11 protein-coding genes and 2 pseudogenes are annotated in these 16,937 nt (G+C 71.0%); 5 read left to right on the forward strand and 8 right to left on the reverse strand.

Annotated elements, in window-relative coordinates; translation table 11 throughout:
• The 3 genes and pseudogenes from ACZ63I_RS13650 to dxr form a co-directional block, all read left to right on the forward strand.
• Positions 1-876, forward strand: a pseudogene (locus ACZ63I_RS13650) (2-oxoacid:acceptor oxidoreductase subunit alpha); the annotation flags it as partial.
• Complete coding sequence (locus ACZ63I_RS13655) at positions 869-1,948, forward strand: 2-oxoacid:ferredoxin oxidoreductase subunit beta (protein WP_469338405.1); 1,080 nt, start codon at positions 869-871, stop codon at positions 1,946-1,948. The pseudogene ACZ63I_RS13650 and the gene ACZ63I_RS13655, both read left to right, overlap by 8 nt.
• On the forward strand, positions 1,945-3,189 hold the full coding sequence (gene dxr / locus ACZ63I_RS13660; protein ID WP_469338406.1) for a 1-deoxy-D-xylulose-5-phosphate reductoisomerase: 1,245 nt from the start codon (positions 1,945-1,947) through the stop codon (positions 3,187-3,189). The genes ACZ63I_RS13655 and dxr overlap by 4 nt, the downstream gene beginning before the upstream one ends.
• Before the next feature lie 10 nt (positions 3,190-3,199).
• Here dxr and ACZ63I_RS13665 read toward each other — a convergent pair whose 3' ends face one another.
• The 3 genes from ACZ63I_RS13665 to ACZ63I_RS13675 form a co-directional block, all read right to left on the reverse strand.
• The gene (locus ACZ63I_RS13665; protein ID WP_469338408.1) at positions 3,200-4,393 is read right to left on the reverse strand and encodes a benzoate/H(+) symporter BenE family transporter; all 1,194 of its coding nucleotides are present in this window, start codon (positions 4,391-4,393) and stop codon (positions 3,200-3,202) included.
• Positions 4,387-4,761, reverse strand: a complete 375-nt coding sequence (locus ACZ63I_RS13670) for a DUF3099 domain-containing protein (RefSeq protein WP_469338409.1) — start codon at positions 4,759-4,761, stop codon at positions 4,387-4,389. Before ACZ63I_RS13670 ends, ACZ63I_RS13665 begins: the two co-directional genes overlap by 7 nt.
• Positions 4,762-4,845: 84 nt before the next feature.
• Complete coding sequence (locus tag ACZ63I_RS13675) at positions 4,846-5,094, reverse strand: DUF6059 family protein (protein ID WP_469338411.1); 249 nt, start codon at positions 5,092-5,094, stop codon at positions 4,846-4,848.
• A 373-nt stretch (positions 5,095-5,467) separates the two neighbouring features.
• Between ACZ63I_RS13675 and ACZ63I_RS13680 the strand changes: the two genes are divergently transcribed.
• Positions 5,468-7,429: an FAD/NAD(P)-binding protein gene (locus ACZ63I_RS13680; RefSeq protein ID WP_469338412.1), complete on the forward strand. Its 1,962-nt coding sequence runs from the start codon at positions 5,468-5,470 to the stop codon at positions 7,427-7,429.
• Complete coding sequence (locus ACZ63I_RS13685) at positions 7,429-8,922, forward strand: nitrosuccinate lyase (RefSeq protein ID WP_469338413.1); 1,494 nt, start codon at positions 7,429-7,431, stop codon at positions 8,920-8,922. The genes ACZ63I_RS13680 and ACZ63I_RS13685 overlap by 1 nt, the downstream gene beginning before the upstream one ends.
• 249 nt (positions 8,923-9,171) lie before the next feature.
• Here ACZ63I_RS13685 and qcrB read toward each other — a convergent pair.
• From qcrB to ACZ63I_RS13710, 5 genes and pseudogenes are all read right to left on the reverse strand, one after another.
• Positions 9,172-10,785 (reverse strand): annotated as a pseudogene (gene qcrB / locus ACZ63I_RS13690) (cytochrome bc1 complex cytochrome b subunit); the annotation flags it as partial.
• Positions 10,782-11,411, reverse strand: a complete 630-nt coding sequence (locus ACZ63I_RS13695; protein ID WP_469338415.1) for a TetR-like C-terminal domain-containing protein — start codon at positions 11,409-11,411, stop codon at positions 10,782-10,784. The pseudogene qcrB and the gene ACZ63I_RS13695, both read right to left, overlap by 4 nt.
• A gap of 143 nt (positions 11,412-11,554) precedes the next feature.
• Positions 11,555-12,889 carry a protoporphyrinogen/coproporphyrinogen oxidase gene (locus ACZ63I_RS13700; RefSeq protein WP_469338417.1) on the reverse strand — a complete coding sequence of 445 codons (1,335 nt, stop codon included), beginning with the start codon at positions 12,887-12,889 and terminating at the stop codon, positions 11,555-11,557.
• 18 nt (positions 12,890-12,907) lie between these two features.
• Positions 12,908-14,524, reverse strand: a complete 1,617-nt coding sequence (locus ACZ63I_RS13705; RefSeq protein ID WP_469338418.1) for an AMP-binding protein — start codon at positions 14,522-14,524, stop codon at positions 12,908-12,910.
• Between the two features lie 139 nt (positions 14,525-14,663).
• Entirely contained in the window at positions 14,664-16,907 is a 2,244-nt protein-coding gene (locus tag ACZ63I_RS13710) for an MMPL family transporter (protein ID WP_469338419.1), read from the reverse strand.
• Positions 16,908-16,937 lie beyond the last annotated feature (30 nt).

A 16,937-nucleotide genomic window follows, 5' to 3' on the forward strand; every position in this document is an offset into this window, starting at 1 on the left:
GCCGTCTCCCTGGAACTGCCCCTGCTGGTGGTAGCCATCCAGCGCGGCGGCCCCTCCACCGGACTGCCCACCAAAACCGAGCAGGCCGACCTGCTGCAAGCGATGTACGGCCGCAACGGCGAGTCTCCCGTTCCGGTGGTGGCAGCCGCCACCCCGGCCGACTGCTTCGAGACCGCGCTGGAGGCGACCAGGATCGCTCTCACCTACCGCACTCCGGTCTTCCTGCTCTCCGACGGCTACCTCGCCAACGGCTCCGAGCCCTGGCGCATCCCGCAGACCCTCGAACTCCCCTATCTGAAGGTTGAGTTCACCACAGCACCCAACAACACCGCACCGGACGGCACCGAGGTGTTCCGGCCCTACCAGCGCGACCCGGACACCCTGGCCCGGCCGTGGGCGGTGCCGGGTACGCCGGGTCTTGAGCACCGGATCGGCGGGATCGAGAAGCAGGACGGCACGGGCAACATCTCGTACGACCCGGCCAACCACGACTTCATGGTCCGCACCCGGCAGGCCAAGATCGACGGCATCACCGTGCCCGACCTGCACGTCGACGACCCGGACCACGCCCGCACCCTCGTCCTCGGCTGGGGCTCCACCTACGGCCCGATCACGGCGGCCGTACGCCGGCTGCGCGGCCGGGGCGAGCGGATCGCGCAAGCGCATCTGCGCCATCTCAACCCCTTCCCCGCCAACCTCGGCGAGGTGCTGACGGCATACGACAAGGTCGTGGTCCCCGAGATGAACCTCGGCCAGCTCGCCACTCTCTTGCGCGCGAAGTACCTGATCGACGCGCACAGTTACAACCAGGTCAACGGGATGCCGTTCAAGGCCGAACAGCTCGCCACGGCCCTCAAGGAGGCCATCGATGACTGAGGCGCTGTCCCTCGTGCCCAAGGCCGAAGCCAAGCAGTCGATGAAGGACTTCAAGTCGGACCAGGAAGTGCGCTGGTGCCCCGGCTGCGGCGACTACGCCGTCCTCGCCGCAGTCCAGGGCTTCATGCCCGAACTCGGCCTGGCGAAAGAGAACATCGTCTTCGTCTCCGGCATCGGCTGCTCCTCCCGCTTCCCGTACTACATGAACACCTACGGGATGCACTCCATCCACGGCCGCGCCCCCGCCATCGCCACCGGCCTCGCCACCTCGCGCCGCGACCTCTCCGTCTGGGTCGTCACCGGCGACGGCGACGCCCTGTCCATCGGCGGCAACCACCTCATCCACGCACTGCGCCGCAACGTCAACCTGAAGATCCTGCTCTTCAACAACCGGATCTACGGCCTCACCAAGGGCCAGTACTCACCCACCTCCGAGCTGGGGAAGATCACCAAGTCCACCCCGATGGGCTCCCTCGACTCCCCCTTCAACCCGGTGTCGCTGGCCATCGGCGCCGAGGCCTCGTTCGTCGCGCGCACCGTCGACTCCGACCGCAAACACCTCACCCAGGTGCTGCGCGAGGCGGCCGAACACCCCGGCACCGCACTAGTGGAGATCTACCAGAACTGCAACATCTTCAACGACGGCGCCTTCGAGGTCCTCAAGGACAAGGACCAGGCACAGGAAGCCGTCATCCGCCTCGAACACGGGCAGCCCATCCGCTTCGGGGCGGACAACGCCAAGGGTGTCGTACGCGACACCGCCACCGGAGAGCTGGAGGTCGTCACCGTGACACCCGAGAACGAGTCCCGGATCCTGACCCACGACGCACACTCCGCCTCGCCGACCAACGCCTTCGCGCTGTCCCGGCTCGCCGACCCCGACACCCTGCACCACACCCCCATCGGGGTCTTCCGCAGCGTCGACCGACCCGTCTACGACACCCTCATGTCCGACCAACTCAGCGCCGCCGTCGAACAGCACGGCAAGGGCGACCTCGCCACCCTGCTCGCCGGCAACGACACCTGGACCGTCCCCGGCGGGCCGGCCGCGTCCTCGGTGGGCGCACCGTGACGGCCTCGGACGTCACACCCCTCGCCGACCCGTGGGAGCGTGCCGGACGGACCGAGGGCCCGCGGCAGCTCGTGATCATCGGTTCGACCGGGTCCATCGGCACCCAGGCCCTTGATGTCGTCCGCTCGGCGCCGGGCCGGTTCCGGGTGGCCGGCCTCGCCGCGGGCACCGGGAGACTGGAGCTGCTGGCCCGCCAGGCACGGGAGTTCGACGTGGACGTCGTCGCCGTACCGGACCAGGAGGCCGCACCCGAACTGCGGCGGCTGCTGCGGGCGGCCGGGCCGGACCGGGCGGTGCCGCGGGTCCTCGCGGGGCCCGACGCCGCGGCGGACATCGCCGCACTCGACTGCCACACCGTACTCAACGCGGTGACCGGTTCGATCGGCCTCGCGCCCACCCTCGCCGCGCTGGAGTCCGGTGCCACCCTCGCGCTGGCCAACAAGGAGTCGCTGGTGGCCGGCGGACCGCTGGTCGGCGCCGCGGCCCGGCCCGGCCAGATCGTGCCGGTGGACTCCGAGCACTCGGCGCTCTTCCAGTGCCTGCTCGGCGGTCGCAGGGAAGAGGTGCGGCGGCTCGTCCTGACGGCGAGCGGCGGGCCCTTCCTCGGGCGCGGGCGGGCCGAGTTGGCGGACGTGACCCCCGAGGACGCGCTCAACCATCCGACGTGGGACATGGGTCCCGTGGTGACGGTGAACTCGGCGACCCTGATGAACAAGGGCCTGGAGTGCATCGAGGCGCAGTTGCTCTTCGACGTGCCGTACGACCGGATCGATGTCGTGGTGCACCCGCAGTCGGTGGTGCACTCCATGGTCGAGTTTCATGACGGGTCGACGCTGGCCCAGGTCAGCCCGCCGGACATGCGCATCCCCATCGCACTCGGCATCGGCTGGCCCGACCGCGTCCCGCACGCGGCTCCCGGCTGCGACTGGACGGCGGCGACGTCCTGGGAGTTCCGGCCGCTCGACGAGGACGCCTTCCCCGCGGTCGCCCTGGCCCGCCTTGCGGGCCGGGCGGGGGGCACGGCACCCGCGGTGTTCAACGCGTCCAACGAGGAGTGCGTGGCCGCGTTCCTGGCCGGCCGACTGCCGTTCACCGGGATCGTGGACACGGTGCGCCGCGTGGTGGACGAGCACATCGCCGAGGGCGCCCCGAGCGCCGGCCTGACCCTCTCGGGCGTCCTCGCCGCCGAGCGAGGGGCCCGGCTGCGGGCCCGCGAACTGACCAGTGGGGCGCGGGTATAGCGGCCCGGTCCTACCGAGGCAGCAGCCGGTGGGCCGCGAGGCCCACCAGCAGGCCCCAGAAGGCGGCGCCGATGCCGAGGAAGGAAACGGACGACGCGGTCACCGCGAAGGTGATGGCGGCGGCCGGGACCGCCTCGGCGCGGCCGAAGGCCGTGCTGAGCGCCTGCCCGAAGACTCCCAGCAGGGCCAGCCCGGCCACCGTCTGGAAAAGCAGCGGCGGTGCCACCGCGAGCAGGGTGGCGAAGACGCCCACCGCGAGGCCGAAGGCGCCGTACGCCACAGCCGCGGTGACGGCGGCGATCCAGCGCCTGCCGGGGTCCCGGTGGGCGTCGGGGCCCGCCACCAGGGCGGCGGTGCTCGCCGCCAGGTTCAGCATGAAGCCACCGGCGCACGCGGCGAGCGCCGTGCCGAGGCCGGTGGTCAACAGAACGGCGCGGGTGGGTGGCCGGTAACCGAAGTGGGTCAGCAGCGTGAGCCCCGGCAGGTTCTGCGCCGCCATGGTGATGACATAGAGCGGCAGCGCGAGGCCGACGATCGCACTCAAGCTGAAGTGAGGTGCGGTCAGGGTGAGTTGAGGCGTCAGACCGGCGCCGGAGAGCTTCCCGTGTTCGCGCAGGAGCAGTCCGGTGACCGCTGCGGCCAGCGCTCCGGGAACCGCCCAGCGCCGCGCGTACCGCGTCAGCAGCGCCCAGGTCGCGACGGTCGGCAGCACCAGCTCGGGGCAGTCGACCGCCCCACGGGCCGGCGCCAGGCACAGCGGCAGCAGGATGCCGGCGAACAGCGCCATGGAGACGGGCGGTGGCACAGCGGCCAGCGCGCGGCGCAGCCGGCCCCATGCGGCTGTCACGGCGACCAGCAGACCCGCGACCGCGAAAGCGCCCACGGCCCCGGCGTAACCACCGCTCTGCTGGCCGACGGTGGCCATCAGGGCGGCGCCGGGAGTGGACCAGGCGACGCTGATCGGCTGCCGGTGGCGCAGTCCGAACCAGAGCGAGAGCAGGCACATGGCCAGGCAGAGGACCAGCAGGCCCGACTCCGCCTGCCGCCGGCCGGCGCCGACCGCCCCGAGCCCGTCGAGCACCAGGGTGAAGGATCCGGCGAACCCCACGACAGCGGTGACCAGTCCCGCGGCGACGGGCTGCGCGCTCCGGGCGACCGCGGCGAACGGGGTGTGCGGCGCGCGCGGCCGGTCCTCGGTCAGCACCGGCTCGCTCCGGCGGCGGGCCCCGCCGCGGGTTCCCGCGCCGGTCCGGGCGGCAGGATCATGGTCGGCTCCAGCACCGGGCCGGACGGCGGTCCGACGAGCGTGAAGGGGACGCGCTTCTCACGGCGGCGGCCGCCCGTGGTGATCACCACGGCCGCGTAGGGGATGACGGCGGCACCGACGAGGGCGACGACGGCGGTCGTCCGGTGGTCGTCCCACAGGACCACCATCAGCACCACGCACGCGGTACGGACGAGCATGGCGACCAGATAGCGCCGCTGCCGGTCCCGGACGTCCTCGGTGAGACCGGGCCTGGCCTCAGTGATCCGTACACTGCGTGCCCGTCCCGGACCTCGCTTGCGTGACATCCCCGGTTCCCTCCCGCCGACGCGGCCGTCCGCCGGAGGCGGCGCTCCGACACTGTGCGGCCGGCGGCTTAAGCACCGCTTGCGTCACCGCTGCCCGCGCTCGCGCCAGCCCAATTCCGCCCAGATCTCGCGTTCTTCGGCGGACAGCGCGCGCCGCGGGTCCCACGTTTCCGGATGGCCGGGCACCGGGCTGCCGCTCTTCATGCGGCCGGCCGGGGCTTCTTCGCTCTCGGCGCCGCCGGAACGGTATTCCTCCAAAGGAGGTTGCGGAATCCAGATTCGGCTGTAAAGGGCGAGGCAGGCGACGAGGGCCCGCCACATCGTGCCGCGCATCGCTGCCTCCTGAGACGCTTCGGCCCGGCAGGCTCGTCCAGGCCGGCGCTCGAAGTGTCCAGGCGCCCGCTTGGCTCCGGCTTAAGCGCCTCCGAGCTGCGACGGCGCCGGTTTTCCCGGTCCCGGCGTGACAGCCGCGTGGCAACCGGACGCGGCCGGGATGGCGGTGCCACAGCAGAACGCGCCGGCCCGGCGTTCCGCACAGCAGGATCCCGGCACGAATGGGCCCGGGGCGGCTCCGGTGCGCCGCGGCGCTGCCATTTTCGTTGACCCGCTTTTCGCCCAGTGGATTTGATCCAGAAGCAGGGAGTGGCGTGGCGCATTGTGTCGGCATTCCCTCCGTTTCTTCTCTCGCGCTATATCAGGAGCAGCAGTGGGAAACCAGCGACTAACCCTTTGCATCGTCGGCAGCGGACCCCGCGGTTTGTCTACGCTTGAGCGCGTGTGCGCGAATGCCGCCCGAGCACCTGAGGTGCCACTGACCGTGCATGTGGTCGACCCCGAACAGCCGGGTCCCGGCAGGGTCTGGCGCAGCGACCAGTCGCGGCACCTGCTGATGAACACCGTCGCTTCCCAGGTCACCATGTTCACCGACCCTTCGGTGGAGATGGCGGGGCCGCTGGTGACGGGGCCGAGCCTCTACGAGTGGGCGCAGCTCATGACGGTGCTCGGCCCCGAGGAGGGCGCGGACGGGGAGACGTTGGCCGAGGCGCGCAGGCTCGGGCCCGACACGTATCCGACCAGGGCGTTCTACGGCCGCTACCTGGAGTGGGTCTTCGGCCGGGTGGTGGCGCTGGCACCGGCCCATGTGCGGATCGTGGCGCACCGCACCCGGGCCGTGGCGCTGGACGACGCCGGTGAGGCCCCTGACGGGCCGCAGAGCGTGCGGCTGGAGAACGGCATGGTGCTCACGCAGGTGGACGCCGTGGTCCTCGCCCTCGGCCATCTCGACGCCGAGGTGCGGCCCGCCCTGCGCGCGCTGCACGACGACGCGGTCAGGCTGGGACTGCGCCACTTCCTGCCGGTCAATCCCGCCGATGCCGACCTCGACGGCATCGGCTCGGGCGAGCCGGTGATCCTGCGCGGTCTCGGCCTCAACTTCTTCGACTACCTGTCGCTGTTCAGCCATGGCAGGGGCGGGGTCTTCGAGGAGCGGGGCGGCCGTCTCGTGTACCGCCCGTCCGGCCGGGAGCCCCGGATGTTCGCCGGGTCCCGGCGCGGTGTGCCGTACCACGCCCGAGGAGAGAACGAGAAGGGCGCCTACGGCCGGCACGTACCGCTGCTGCTCACCGACAAGACGATCCAGCAGCTCAAGGAGCGGGCCGAGCTGGGCTCGGGGCTCGATCTGCGGGCGGACATCTGGCCGTTGGTGGCACGGGAGGCCGAGGCGGTCTACTACACGGCCCTGCTCGCCAGGGACCGCTGCTCCTGCGTGGCCGACCGGTTCCGGGAGCTGCTGCTGGCCACCGTCCGGGAGAGCGCCGAGGAGAGTGAGCTGCTGCGGGAGTACGGGATCGGCGAGGCGGACCGCCTGGACTGGGAACGGCTCGCCCACCCGGACCTGGGGGTCGGCTTCGAGGGTCCCGGCCCGTTCCACGACTGGCTGCTCGAACTGCTGCGGCGCGACGTCGCCGACGCCCTTGAGGGCAATGTGAGCGGCCCGCGCAAGGCCGCCCTCGACGCACTGCGCGACCTGCGCAACGAGATACGTCTGCTGGTCGACCACGGCGGCCTCACCGCCGCTTCGCACCGCCGCGACCTCGACCTCTGGTACACCCCGCTCAACGCCTTCCTGTCGATCGGCCCGCCGGCCCGGCGCATCCAGGAGATGGCGGCGCTGGTCGAGGCCGGGCTGCTCACCGTCGTCGGTCCGGACTTCCGCGTCGAACTGCACGCGGCCAGAGGCGTGTTCACCGCCCGCTCCCCCCGCGTACCCGGCTCCGAGGTGGCGGCGTCCGTGCTCATCGAGGCCCGGCTGCCGGACATCGACCTGCGCCGTACGACGGATCCGCTGCTGCGCCACCTCATGTCCACCGGGCAGGCGGCGAGTCATCTGGTGGACGGCCCGGCGCAGTCGAGCTACCAGACCGGCGGGCTCGCCGTCACCCGGCGGCCGTACCACCTGCTGGACGCGGAGGGCCGGGCCCATCCGCGGCGCTTCGCCTTCGGGGTGCCCACCGAGTCCGTGCACTGGGTCACGGCGGCCGGCATCAGGCCCGGGGTCAATTCGGTGACGCTCGGCGACTCGGACGCGGTGGCCAGGGCCGCCCTGGCGCTGGCCGGCTCGGACACGCTCAGCCGTTCCGACGCCACGGTCGGATCGGAGGCCGCGTGATGACCGTCACCACTCAGCCTCTGGCGGCGCACGTCGCCGACGACGACGGGGCGGCGGCCGAGCTGGACGCCGGGCTGCTGTCACCCGTCCGGGTCGGCAGCACGGTCGAGTATCTGGTCTCGGACGCGGCCTGGCTGCAGGCGATGCTGGACGCCGAGACCGCACTGTCCCGGGCGCAGGCCCGGTTGGGTCTTGTGCCCAGGGAGAGCGCCGAGTTGATCTCGGCCGTGGGACAGGCCGGCAACTTCGATCTCAGGGCGTTGGCGCGCGCGGCGCGGGGCGCGGCCAATCCGGTGGTCGCCGTGGTCCAGGCGCTCACGGCTGCGGTGGCCACCATGGACGAGGAGGCGGCCGAGTTCGTGCACCGGGGCTCGACGAGCCAGGATGTGCTGGACACCGCGACGATGCTGGTCGCCGCCCGGACGCTCGGGGTAGTCATCAGCGATCTGGAGCGCACCGCAGGTGCGTTGGCGGCGCTGGCCCGCGCACACCGGGACACTCCGATGGCGGGCCGGACGCTGACCCAGCACGCCGTGCCGATCACCTTCGGTCTGAAGGCGGCCGGCTGGCTCCAGGGCGTCCTGGACGCGCTGGACCGGCTCGGCGCCGTGGCCGCCGACGGGCTGCCGGTGGAGCTGGGCGGCGCCGCGGGCACCCTGGCGGGCTATCTGGAGTACGCCAGGCTGGACGATCCCGGCGGGGTCGCCGTCACCGCCCCGGCGAAGTACGTCTCCTTGCTGTTCCGTGCCTACGCCGACGAGTTGGAGCTCGCGGTGCCGGTCGCGCCCTGGCACACCGTCCGTACTCCGCTCGCCGACCTGACGTCGGCCCTGTCGCTGGCCTCCGGTGTGCTGGGCAAGTTCGCCGTCGACGTGCAGACGCTGTCCCGTACGGAGGTGGCGGAGCTGAGCGAGCCCGTCGCGCCCGGCCGCGGGGTGTCCTCGGCGATGCCGCAGAAGGTCAACCCCGTACTGGCGACCCTGATCCGCTCGGCGGCGGTGCAGGTACCGCTCCTGTCGGCGACCGTGGCCCAGGGCCTGCTCGGCGAGGACGAGCGCTCCGCCGGGCTCTGGCACGCGGAGTGGTCACCGCTGCGGGAGTGCCTGCGGCTGGTGGGGGGCGCCGCGCACACGGCGGCCGAGCTGGCCGCCGGACTCACCGTGCACGAGGAGCGGATGCGGGAGAATCTCGCGCTGACCGGCAGTCTGATCGTCGCCGAGCGGCTGGCCGCCGTGCTGACTCCCGTCCTCGGCAAGTCGGTGGCCAGGGCCACCGTCACCCGGGCCTCCCTGGAGGCGGCGGCGCACGGCCGCCCGCTCGGTGAAGTGCTGGCCGAACTGCCCGCGGTCGGGGCCCGGTTCTCGCGGGCCGAGCTGGACGACTTCACCGAGCCGGCGCGCTACACCGGGGTGGCAGGGGAACTGGTGGACCGGGTGCTCGCCCGGTACACGGCGCGCCAGGAGGAGCGGGCGAGTTCGCTGCTCGGCTGCTGACGACGTACGGGGCGGGGGCGCCGGCTGTGTGCCGGCGCCCCCGCCCCTTCGTGCTCCCGGCCTGGGCTACTTCGTTTCCAGGTCTGCGGGCTCGGCGGCAGGCGCGTCGTGCGCGCCGTTGGCGGCACCGGACCCGTTGGACCCGTTGGCGCCACTGGACCCGTTGGTGTGGTTGGACCCGTTCGTACCGTTGGACCCGTTGGCGCCGTTGGTGCCGTTGGTGCCGTTCAGGAGCGCCTGTGGGGCCGGGTGGTGCTCCAGTGCCCGCAGATACTCCTGCGGCGTCGGCGGCGCGACCTGCTGCCCGTACAGCCAGCGGGAGAGCCGGTAGCGCAGAACCTGCTTGCGCAGCCGGGGATTTGCCACTCCGTCGTTCTCCCGGGACGGCGCGGGCAGCGGCTTGACCAGGTCGCGCGAGACCAGGGTGTGCCGGCTCTCCGCGTCCAGCGGCTCGTGCACCTCGACGAACTCGCCGTGCGGCAGCCGCTCCACGATCCCGGTCTCCCGGCCGTGCAGCACCTTCTCGCGGTCGCGGCGCTGGAGGCCGAGACAGAACCTCTTCGTGATGACGTAGGTCAGCGGCGGCACCACGAAGAACGCGATCCGCACGGCCCAGGTGATCTGGTTCACCGACAGGTTGAACAGCACGGCCAGCAGGTCGTTGCCGCCGCCGATCAGCAGCACCACGTACAGCGCGATGAACCCGGCGCCGAAGGCGGTCCTGGTGGGGTGCTCGCGCGGCCGGTCCAGCAGATGGTGCTCCCGCCGGTCACCGGTGACCCACGCTTCCATGAACGGCCACAGCGCGACGGCGGCGGCCATCAGTCCCGGCAGCACCACGGCGGGCAGCAGCACACCGAGGTTGACGGTGTGTCCGAGGGCGTTGACCTCCCAGGCGGGGAAGGCCCGCAGCGCGCCTTCGAGGAAGCCCATGTACCAGTCGGGCTGCGAGCCCTGCGACACCTGGTCGGTGCGGTAAGGGCCGTACGTCCAGATCGGGTTGATCTGGGCGAGGGCGCCGAGCAGAGCCAGGACGCCGAAGATGAAGAAGAAGAAACCGCCCGCCTTCGCCACGTACACCGGCATCAGCGGCTGTCCGACGACGTTCTTCTCGGTGCGTCCCGGGCCGCGGAACTGGGTGTGCTTGTGGACCCCGACCATCAGGACGTGCAGGACGATGACGCCGAGCATGATGCCGGGGACCAGCAGGATGTGGACGCCGTAGAGCCGGGAGATGATCTCGTTGCCCGGGAACTCCCCGCCGAAGAGGAAGGTGCTGAGGTAGCTGCCGACGACCGGGATCGACAGCATGATCCCCTGGGCGATCCGGAGTCCGACACCGGACAGCAGGTCGTCCGGGAGTGAGTACCCGGCGAAGCCCTCCACGATGACCAGCACCAGCAGGACGAAGCCGATGAGCCAGTTCAGCTCGCGGGGCTTGCGGAACGAGCCGGTGAAGAAGTGCCGCAGCAGATGCAGCGAGGTCGCGGCGATCATGGTGAGCGCGGCCCAGTGGTGAATCTGCCGGACGAGGAGGCCGCCGCGCACCTCGAAGCTGATGTTCAGCGTGGAGGCGTACGCCTCGGACATCGGTATGTTCTTGAGCGGCACATAGGAGCCGTGGTAGATGACCTCGTTCATGGACGGCTTGAAGAACAAGGTCAGATAGACGCCCGTGAGCAGCAGAATGATGAAGCTGTAGAGGGCCATCTCGCCGAACATGAAAGACCAGTGCTCGGGGAATACCTTGCGGATGAGCCCGCGGGTCTTGTAGATGCCGAATCTGGCATCCGCGTAATCGGCTATCCGGTTCCCCTTGCCAGGCGTTTCACGCTCGGCCGTCTCCGTCGTTTCCGCCGTCATATCCCGTCACCTCCGTCGCCCCTCTCGCCTCCGCCGGGACCGGTGGCGAGACCGGCCAGGGAGTGCTCGGCTATGGACACGGCGAGATCGGCGGTGAGGGGCCCCGTGCCGAGCAGCAGCCGGAACCAGATCGGCCCGAAGACCAGGTCGACCGCCGTGTCGAGGTCGATGTCCTTCCTCAACTGACCCTGCTCCTGGGCGAGTTCGAATCGGGCACGGGCCACGGTCCGGTTCGGCGTGAACACCTTGCGCAGGAACAGGCCGGCGAGCCGCTCGTCGGAGTTCGCCTCGGCCGCCAGGGCCGCCAGATGCGGGCCGATGCCCGGATCGGCGAAGAGCTCGACCACGGCGAGCAGTTGGTCGCGCAGATCGGCCCAGATGTCCCCCGTGCGCGGAAAAGCCATACGGGGCGCGACAGTACGCAGGAGCGATTCCACGACGATGAGGTTCTTGGCAGGCCAGCGCCCGCGGATCAGACTTTCCTCGACCTGGGCGCGAGCCGCGATGTCGGACACGTCGAATTCGTTGTACGCACGCTCATGGCACAGTGCCAAGGTGGCGTCGACAGCCGCCTTCTGCCACTGCGCATCACCTGCCACATCGGTGATTTGCTCCGTACTCGTCATGTGCGAAATCGTAGGTCCCGTACGGGTTAAGCAGCCCGGAAGGACTATGGCAACAAGTTGTCATGCAGCGAGTACTGGCCTGTCCTGGAACGACCGGAGGCCGGGGTACGCGTCGCGACGCGTACCCCGGCCTCCGGTCTCGCTCAGCCCTCCAGCAACGCCCGTACGCGCGGTACCGCCAGCTTCGCCGAGTGCACGGCCGCCTCACTGCTGGGCCGCAGATACAGCCAGTCGCCGGCGTACGCGATCGGACTCGGCGCCCGCTGTACGAATCGCTTGCGCAGCGCGAGGGCGGCCGGCGGCGCCTCGGGCAGCGCGTGCCGCCAGCGGACGACGTCCGTGCCCACGCAGGCGTCCCGCAGCCCGTCGATCAGACTGCGCTCCCCCTCCTCCAGCACCATCCGGGAGATCTCCTCGTCGGGCACGTCGAACAGCTCGGGCACCCGGCTCGGCGAGATGAGCAGGGAGACCAGGCCCTTGCCCCGCGGGGCGCGCTCCGGGCATTTGTTGTGCTCGACGGTGCAGCCGACGAGCAGCGGGCTCTCGCCCCTGGCCAGCAGCGCCGCGTAGAGCTTGGGCGCCAGGGCCCGGCGGCGCGGCTCCAGGGGCCGGTCGAGCATGCAGGCGACCCGCATCACCGGGGAGAAGGTCGAGGCTTCGAGGAAGGCCCGCTCCTCGTCGGGCACATCGGGGTAGATGGCGGGGATCTGCGGCGAGGGCAGCGTGACGACGGCCGCGCGGGCCCTGAGGTCCGTACCGTCCTCGAACTCGATCCTGGCGCCGGCGCCGTCCCGCTTGACCGTACTGACCCGCTTGTTCACGTGCACCGGCAGCCGGTCGGCCAGCACCCGCGCCATGGTGTCCTGGCCGTGCCGGTAGGTGCGCCAGCGGATGATGCCGCGGGTGCTGACGACGCAGCCCATCAGCGGGGCGGCCGTCGCCCGGTCCGGATCCCAGCCGAAGGCCGAGGCGGAGATGGGTTCCAGCATCCGGTCGACCAGCTCCGGGTGGTAGCTCCTGCCCAGTTCGCTGACCGTCTGCATACCGAAGATGGAGTCTTCCGGGTTCGTCCAGTCCATCGCGCCGGGACGCATGGACCTGGCCATGAGTTGCGTCATGCGCAGCCAGGCGGCCGGGGACAGGCCCGCCCTGGTGACCGCGGACAGCGGGTGTCCCATCCAGGGGAAGGCCCGCCCTTCGCGCCACAGGGCGACCGGGTGCCGCATGCGGTGCACGTCCCCCGACCTGTCGAGCCCCAGTTCACGGATCATCTCCCAGGTGGCCGGGTAACCGAACGGCGCGAGCGTCTCGGCTCCCCGGTCGATCACGTACCCGTCGATCCGTCCGCACCGCATGCGTCCGCCGGCCTCGGCCTCGGCCTCGAACACCTCCACCCGGTAGCCCGCCTGCGTCAGCCGGTGGGCGGTGACCAGGCCGGCGATACCGGCCCCGATCACCGCGACATCAAGATCAGACATGCGCTCCTCCCCCTTCTCTCAGGTCCAGCGACCGCTGCCGAGAGACTCGGCGCTGCCCAGTAGTTGTTCGCGCAGCTCAAGTCGCCGCACCTTCCAGGTCGCTGTCCTCGGCACGTCCTCCCAGGGGATCAGCACGGGCTCGCTCAGCTCCGGCAGCCCTTCGACGGCCCGCTTCCACTCCTCGGGGCTCAACTCGCCGTCCCACACGCACAGCACCGGCAGCGGGGGCCGCCCCGGTACGCCCAGCACGGTCACGTCGACCACCCGCTCCAGCCGGTCGAGCAGGATGCTCTCCAGCTCGATGCTGCTGGCGCCGGGGATGGTGTCCACCTCGCGGTCGACGAGCCGCAGCCGGCCGAACCGCCCCTGGGTGCCCAGGTCTCCGGTGTTCCACCACTCGCCTTCGACCTTCTGCGTGTGGCGGTCCTCGTCGCCGAGGTACGTCAGGCAGCGCGCCTTGGTGGCGACCATGAGGATGCCGGGCTTGCCGCGCGGCTGGGTGCGGCCGGTGTCGGGGTCGACGACCTTGACCTTGGCCAGGAACGGCATGGTCCAGCCGAGGTCGTTGGTGACTCCGCGCGGCTCGTCGCTCGGGGCCACCATGCGCCGGGTGAAGAAGGCGGCGCAGACGGGACCGACCTCGCTCTGGCCCCAGCTCTGTCCCCAGATGGGCTTGCGGGCCTGCGAGGCGGCGAGGAACTTGCGCACGGTCCGCGGGTGGATCGCGTCGAACGTGCCGATGTAGAGCCGGACCTGCCGGAAGAGGTCGGGCTGGGTGTCGGCCAGTTCCTCCCAGCGCTGAAAGATGTTGGGGCAGGCTTCCAGGGTGGTGGGGCGGTGGGCGCGCAGCGCGCGGGCCGCGTTGTCCACCGTCGGATCGGAGATGACCAGGACGGCCTTGGGTGTCAGGGCGAACTGCCCGGCCGTCCAGGACACCGCGCGGGCGTGCGCGTAGGTGAAGGACGTACCGACGACGTCGGAGAGCCGGCTGGCCACGACGGGAAAGCGGATCGTCTCCATCCGGGCGCTCGCGCCGAGGATCGTCTCGCCCGAGTTCACCACCAGCTTGGGCACGCCCGTGGTGCCCGAACTGTGGGTGATGATCATCGGCTCGTCGTCCGGCCGCAGATCCGTCGCCACGTCGGCGGCGCCGCGCAGGTCGTCCAGCGGTACGGCGCCGGCGGGCAGCCGCTCGGCGGACTCTCCGACGACCACCAACCGGACGCCGGGGGCGGCGAGTTCAGTACCTGCGCGGATGGCCCGGTCCAGCAGGGCGGCGCCCGCGACGATCATCTGCGGCTTCAGGTTGTCGAGCATCGCCCGGATCGACGGCAGCGATCTCAGCGGTGCGAGTTCGGCGGGCAGTGCCCCGATCCGCGCGGCGGCGGCCGCCAGCATGAAGGTGTCGAAGTGGTTCTCCTTCAGGATCGCGATGCGGTCACCCCGCCGTGCTCCGGCCGCGTACAGCCAGGCGGCAGCCCTGCGTACGGTCTCCGCGAGGGCTGCCGCCTCGTAGCGGGTGCCGCCGTCGGGCGCGATGTCGAAGGGCCGGTCGAGGAGCATCACCGTCTGCCGGCGTGCCTCCGCGTGCCGGTCGAAGAGCAGGCCGATGTTGGTCGGCCGGGTTTTTCCCATGTCGTACTCCCAAGGACAGATGAGGGTGCCGCCCCGGTCTCCTCGTCCTGGGGGTCGGCCGGGATGTGTCACCGGGCTCCGGCGCCCCGCCCCCGCCCGTGGCTGCCGGGCGGCGGGCGGGTGCCGGGACGCCCTCGCCTCAGCGGCCGGAGGCCGCGGGGGCCGGCTCGGCGGGAGCGGCGGCGGACGGTGCCGCTTCGCCGCCCTCGTTGATACCGAAACGGTTGTGCAGCCTGCGCAGCGGCGCCGGGGCCCACCAGTTGGCGCGTCCCAGCAGTTTCATCAGCGCGGGCAGCAGGGCGCCGCGGATGAGGGTGGCGTCCATGAGGATCGCCAGCGCCATGCCGAGCCCGAGCGCCTTCATGTAGCTGATGCCGGAGGTGAGCAGCACCAGGAAGACGAGCGACAGCAGCAGCGCCGCGTAGGTCACGACCTTGCCGACCCGTTCCAGGCCGAAGGCCACCGCCTGTTCGTTGTCGCCGAGCCGGTCGTACTCCTCCTTGATCCGGGAGATCATGAACACCTCGTAGTCCATCGACAGGGCGAACGCCATGCCGAAGGCCATCACCGGCACCGTCCAGGTGATGCCGCCGGTGACGATGAAGTCGCCCACCAGACCGCGCAGATGGCCTTCCTGGAAGACGAAGACGAGCGCGCCGAAGGTGGCGGTGAGGCTGAGCCCGGTCAGGATCATGGTCTTGATCGGCAGCAGCACACTGCCGGTGAGCAGGAACAGCAGGATGTACATGCCGACGAAGAGGATGCCCGCAGCGAGCGGCAGCCGGTTCCACAGCGCGTCGAAGGTGTCCACGCTGACGGCGGCCTGCCCGGCCACCCGCACCGGGAAGGGGGCCTCGGCGCCGCGCACATCCTTGACGAGCTTCTCGCCCGCCTTGGAGTACGGATCCACACTGGGCACCACCGAGAGGTACGTGGCGTCCGCAGTGGCGAACTTGGCGCTGCCAGGTCCGGCCGGCGCGACCCGGGCGCCGTCGGCGTAACTGCCGGTGAGCGCGTCCACCCGGGTGACGCCCGGCAGTCCGGACAGCCGCTCGGCGTACGTGGTGATGGCGTCGGACTTGGCCGCCGGGTCGCCGCTGTGCTCAGCGATGACCTGAAGGGCCTGCTGCTCACGGGTGTCGAAGTCGGCCTTGAGGACCCTGGCGACCTGCGCGGACTTGGCGTCGGTGTGCAGCACGCTCTCGTCGGGCAGCCGCAGCTTCATGTTCGCCGCGGGCAGGCCGAGGACGATCGCGGCGGCGAGCACGGCCACGATCACCGGGATCGGACGCCGCATGATGGCCGTGGACCAACTGTGCCAGAACCCGCCGTCGCCGTCGGCCCGCTCGGTCCTGCGCCGGAAAAGCTGCCACTTGTCGAAACGCGGGCCGATCCACTTGAGCATGAGCGGACTGATGACCAGGGTGGCGAGCGCGGCCAGCACGGCGGTGGTCATGCACCCCACGGCGAGCGACCTCAGCATGGTGAACGGCAGGACCAGCAGACCGAGGAAGGCCACGGCCACGGTGAGGGCGGAGAACAGCACCGTACGGCCTGCCGTACGCATCGTGACGGCGATGGCCTCGTTGATCTCGTGGCCGCGGCGCAACTCCTCCCGGTACCGGGTCACGACCAGCAGGCAGTAGTCGATGCCGAGCCCGATCCCCAGGAACGTGGTGGTGTTGACGACCACGTTGGAGGTGTCGCCGAAGAAGGTGATGACGAACAGCGCCCCCATCGACAGGAGCATCGCCGTCACCGCGACGGCCAGGGGCAGCAGCGCGACCAGCGCACTGCCGAAGATGATGATCAGGACCACGGCCACGAGGGGGAAGACCATGCTCTCGGCCTTGGTGGCGTCCTTGGTCGACTGGCTGGTGTTCTCCAGCCACATCATGGCGGAGCCGCCGGTCCTGACCTGGAGGCTGTCCACCGTGCCGGTGTACTTCTGGTCCAGTGCCTTGACCCGGTCGATGACCTGGTCGAAGTCGCCGGTGATCCGGCCGAGCACGAGCGCCTGCGATCCCGAGGTGCTGCGCAGGGCCGCGGGGTGCCCGGCCGACCAGTACGACGTCACGTTGGTGACGTCACCTTCCGCCGCGATCTTCTTGGTCAGTTCGGCCCCGGCCGCCTGCACCGCCGCGTCGTCCACCCCGCGGGAGTCCTTGACCACGAGGACGAGGTTGGGCTCGCCCTGCTTGAAGGTCTTGTCCAGGACGGCGGCGGCCTTGTACGACTCGGTGCCCGGGGACTCGTAACCACCGGCGGTGAGCCGCTTCTGCAGGCCGCCGGCGGCCCCGGCGGCGCAGAAGATCACCACCAGCGCCCAGATGAGGACTTTTCGTGGTGACCGCAGTGTGAGGCGGGTCAGCTTGTCCAGCATTGCTCTCTCCCTGGTGTGTTGTGTCGGTTC

The organism is Streptomyces sp. NPDC087906, from assembly GCF_055584925.1.

Bases quoted from the DNA above. Each gene is read 5' to 3' on its own strand.
- ACZ63I_RS13655 (WP_469338405.1), top strand. From the start codon at position 869: ATGACTGAGGCGCTGTCCCTCGTGCCCAAGGCCGAAGCCAAGCAGTCG.
- ACZ63I_RS13670 (WP_469338409.1), bottom strand. From the start codon at position 4,761: ATGTCACGCAAGCGAGGTCCGGGACGGGCACGCAGTGTACGGATCACT.
- ACZ63I_RS13675 (WP_469338411.1), bottom strand. From the start codon at position 5,094: ATGCGCGGCACGATGTGGCGGGCCCTCGTCGCCTGCCTCGCCCTTTAC.
- ACZ63I_RS13685 (WP_469338413.1), top strand. From the start codon at position 7,429: ATGACCGTCACCACTCAGCCTCTGGCGGCGCACGTCGCCGACGACGAC.
- ACZ63I_RS13695 (WP_469338415.1), bottom strand. From the start codon at position 11,411: ATGACGAGTACGGAGCAAATCACCGATGTGGCAGGTGATGCGCAGTGG.
- ACZ63I_RS13700 (WP_469338417.1), bottom strand. From the start codon at position 12,889: ATGTCTGATCTTGATGTCGCGGTGATCGGGGCCGGTATCGCCGGCCTG.
- ACZ63I_RS13705 (WP_469338418.1), bottom strand. From the start codon at position 14,524: ATGGGAAAAACCCGGCCGACCAACATCGGCCTGCTCTTCGACCGGCAC.
- ACZ63I_RS13710 (WP_469338419.1), bottom strand. From the start codon at position 16,907: ATGCTGGACAAGCTGACCCGCCTCACACTGCGGTCACCACGAAAAGTC.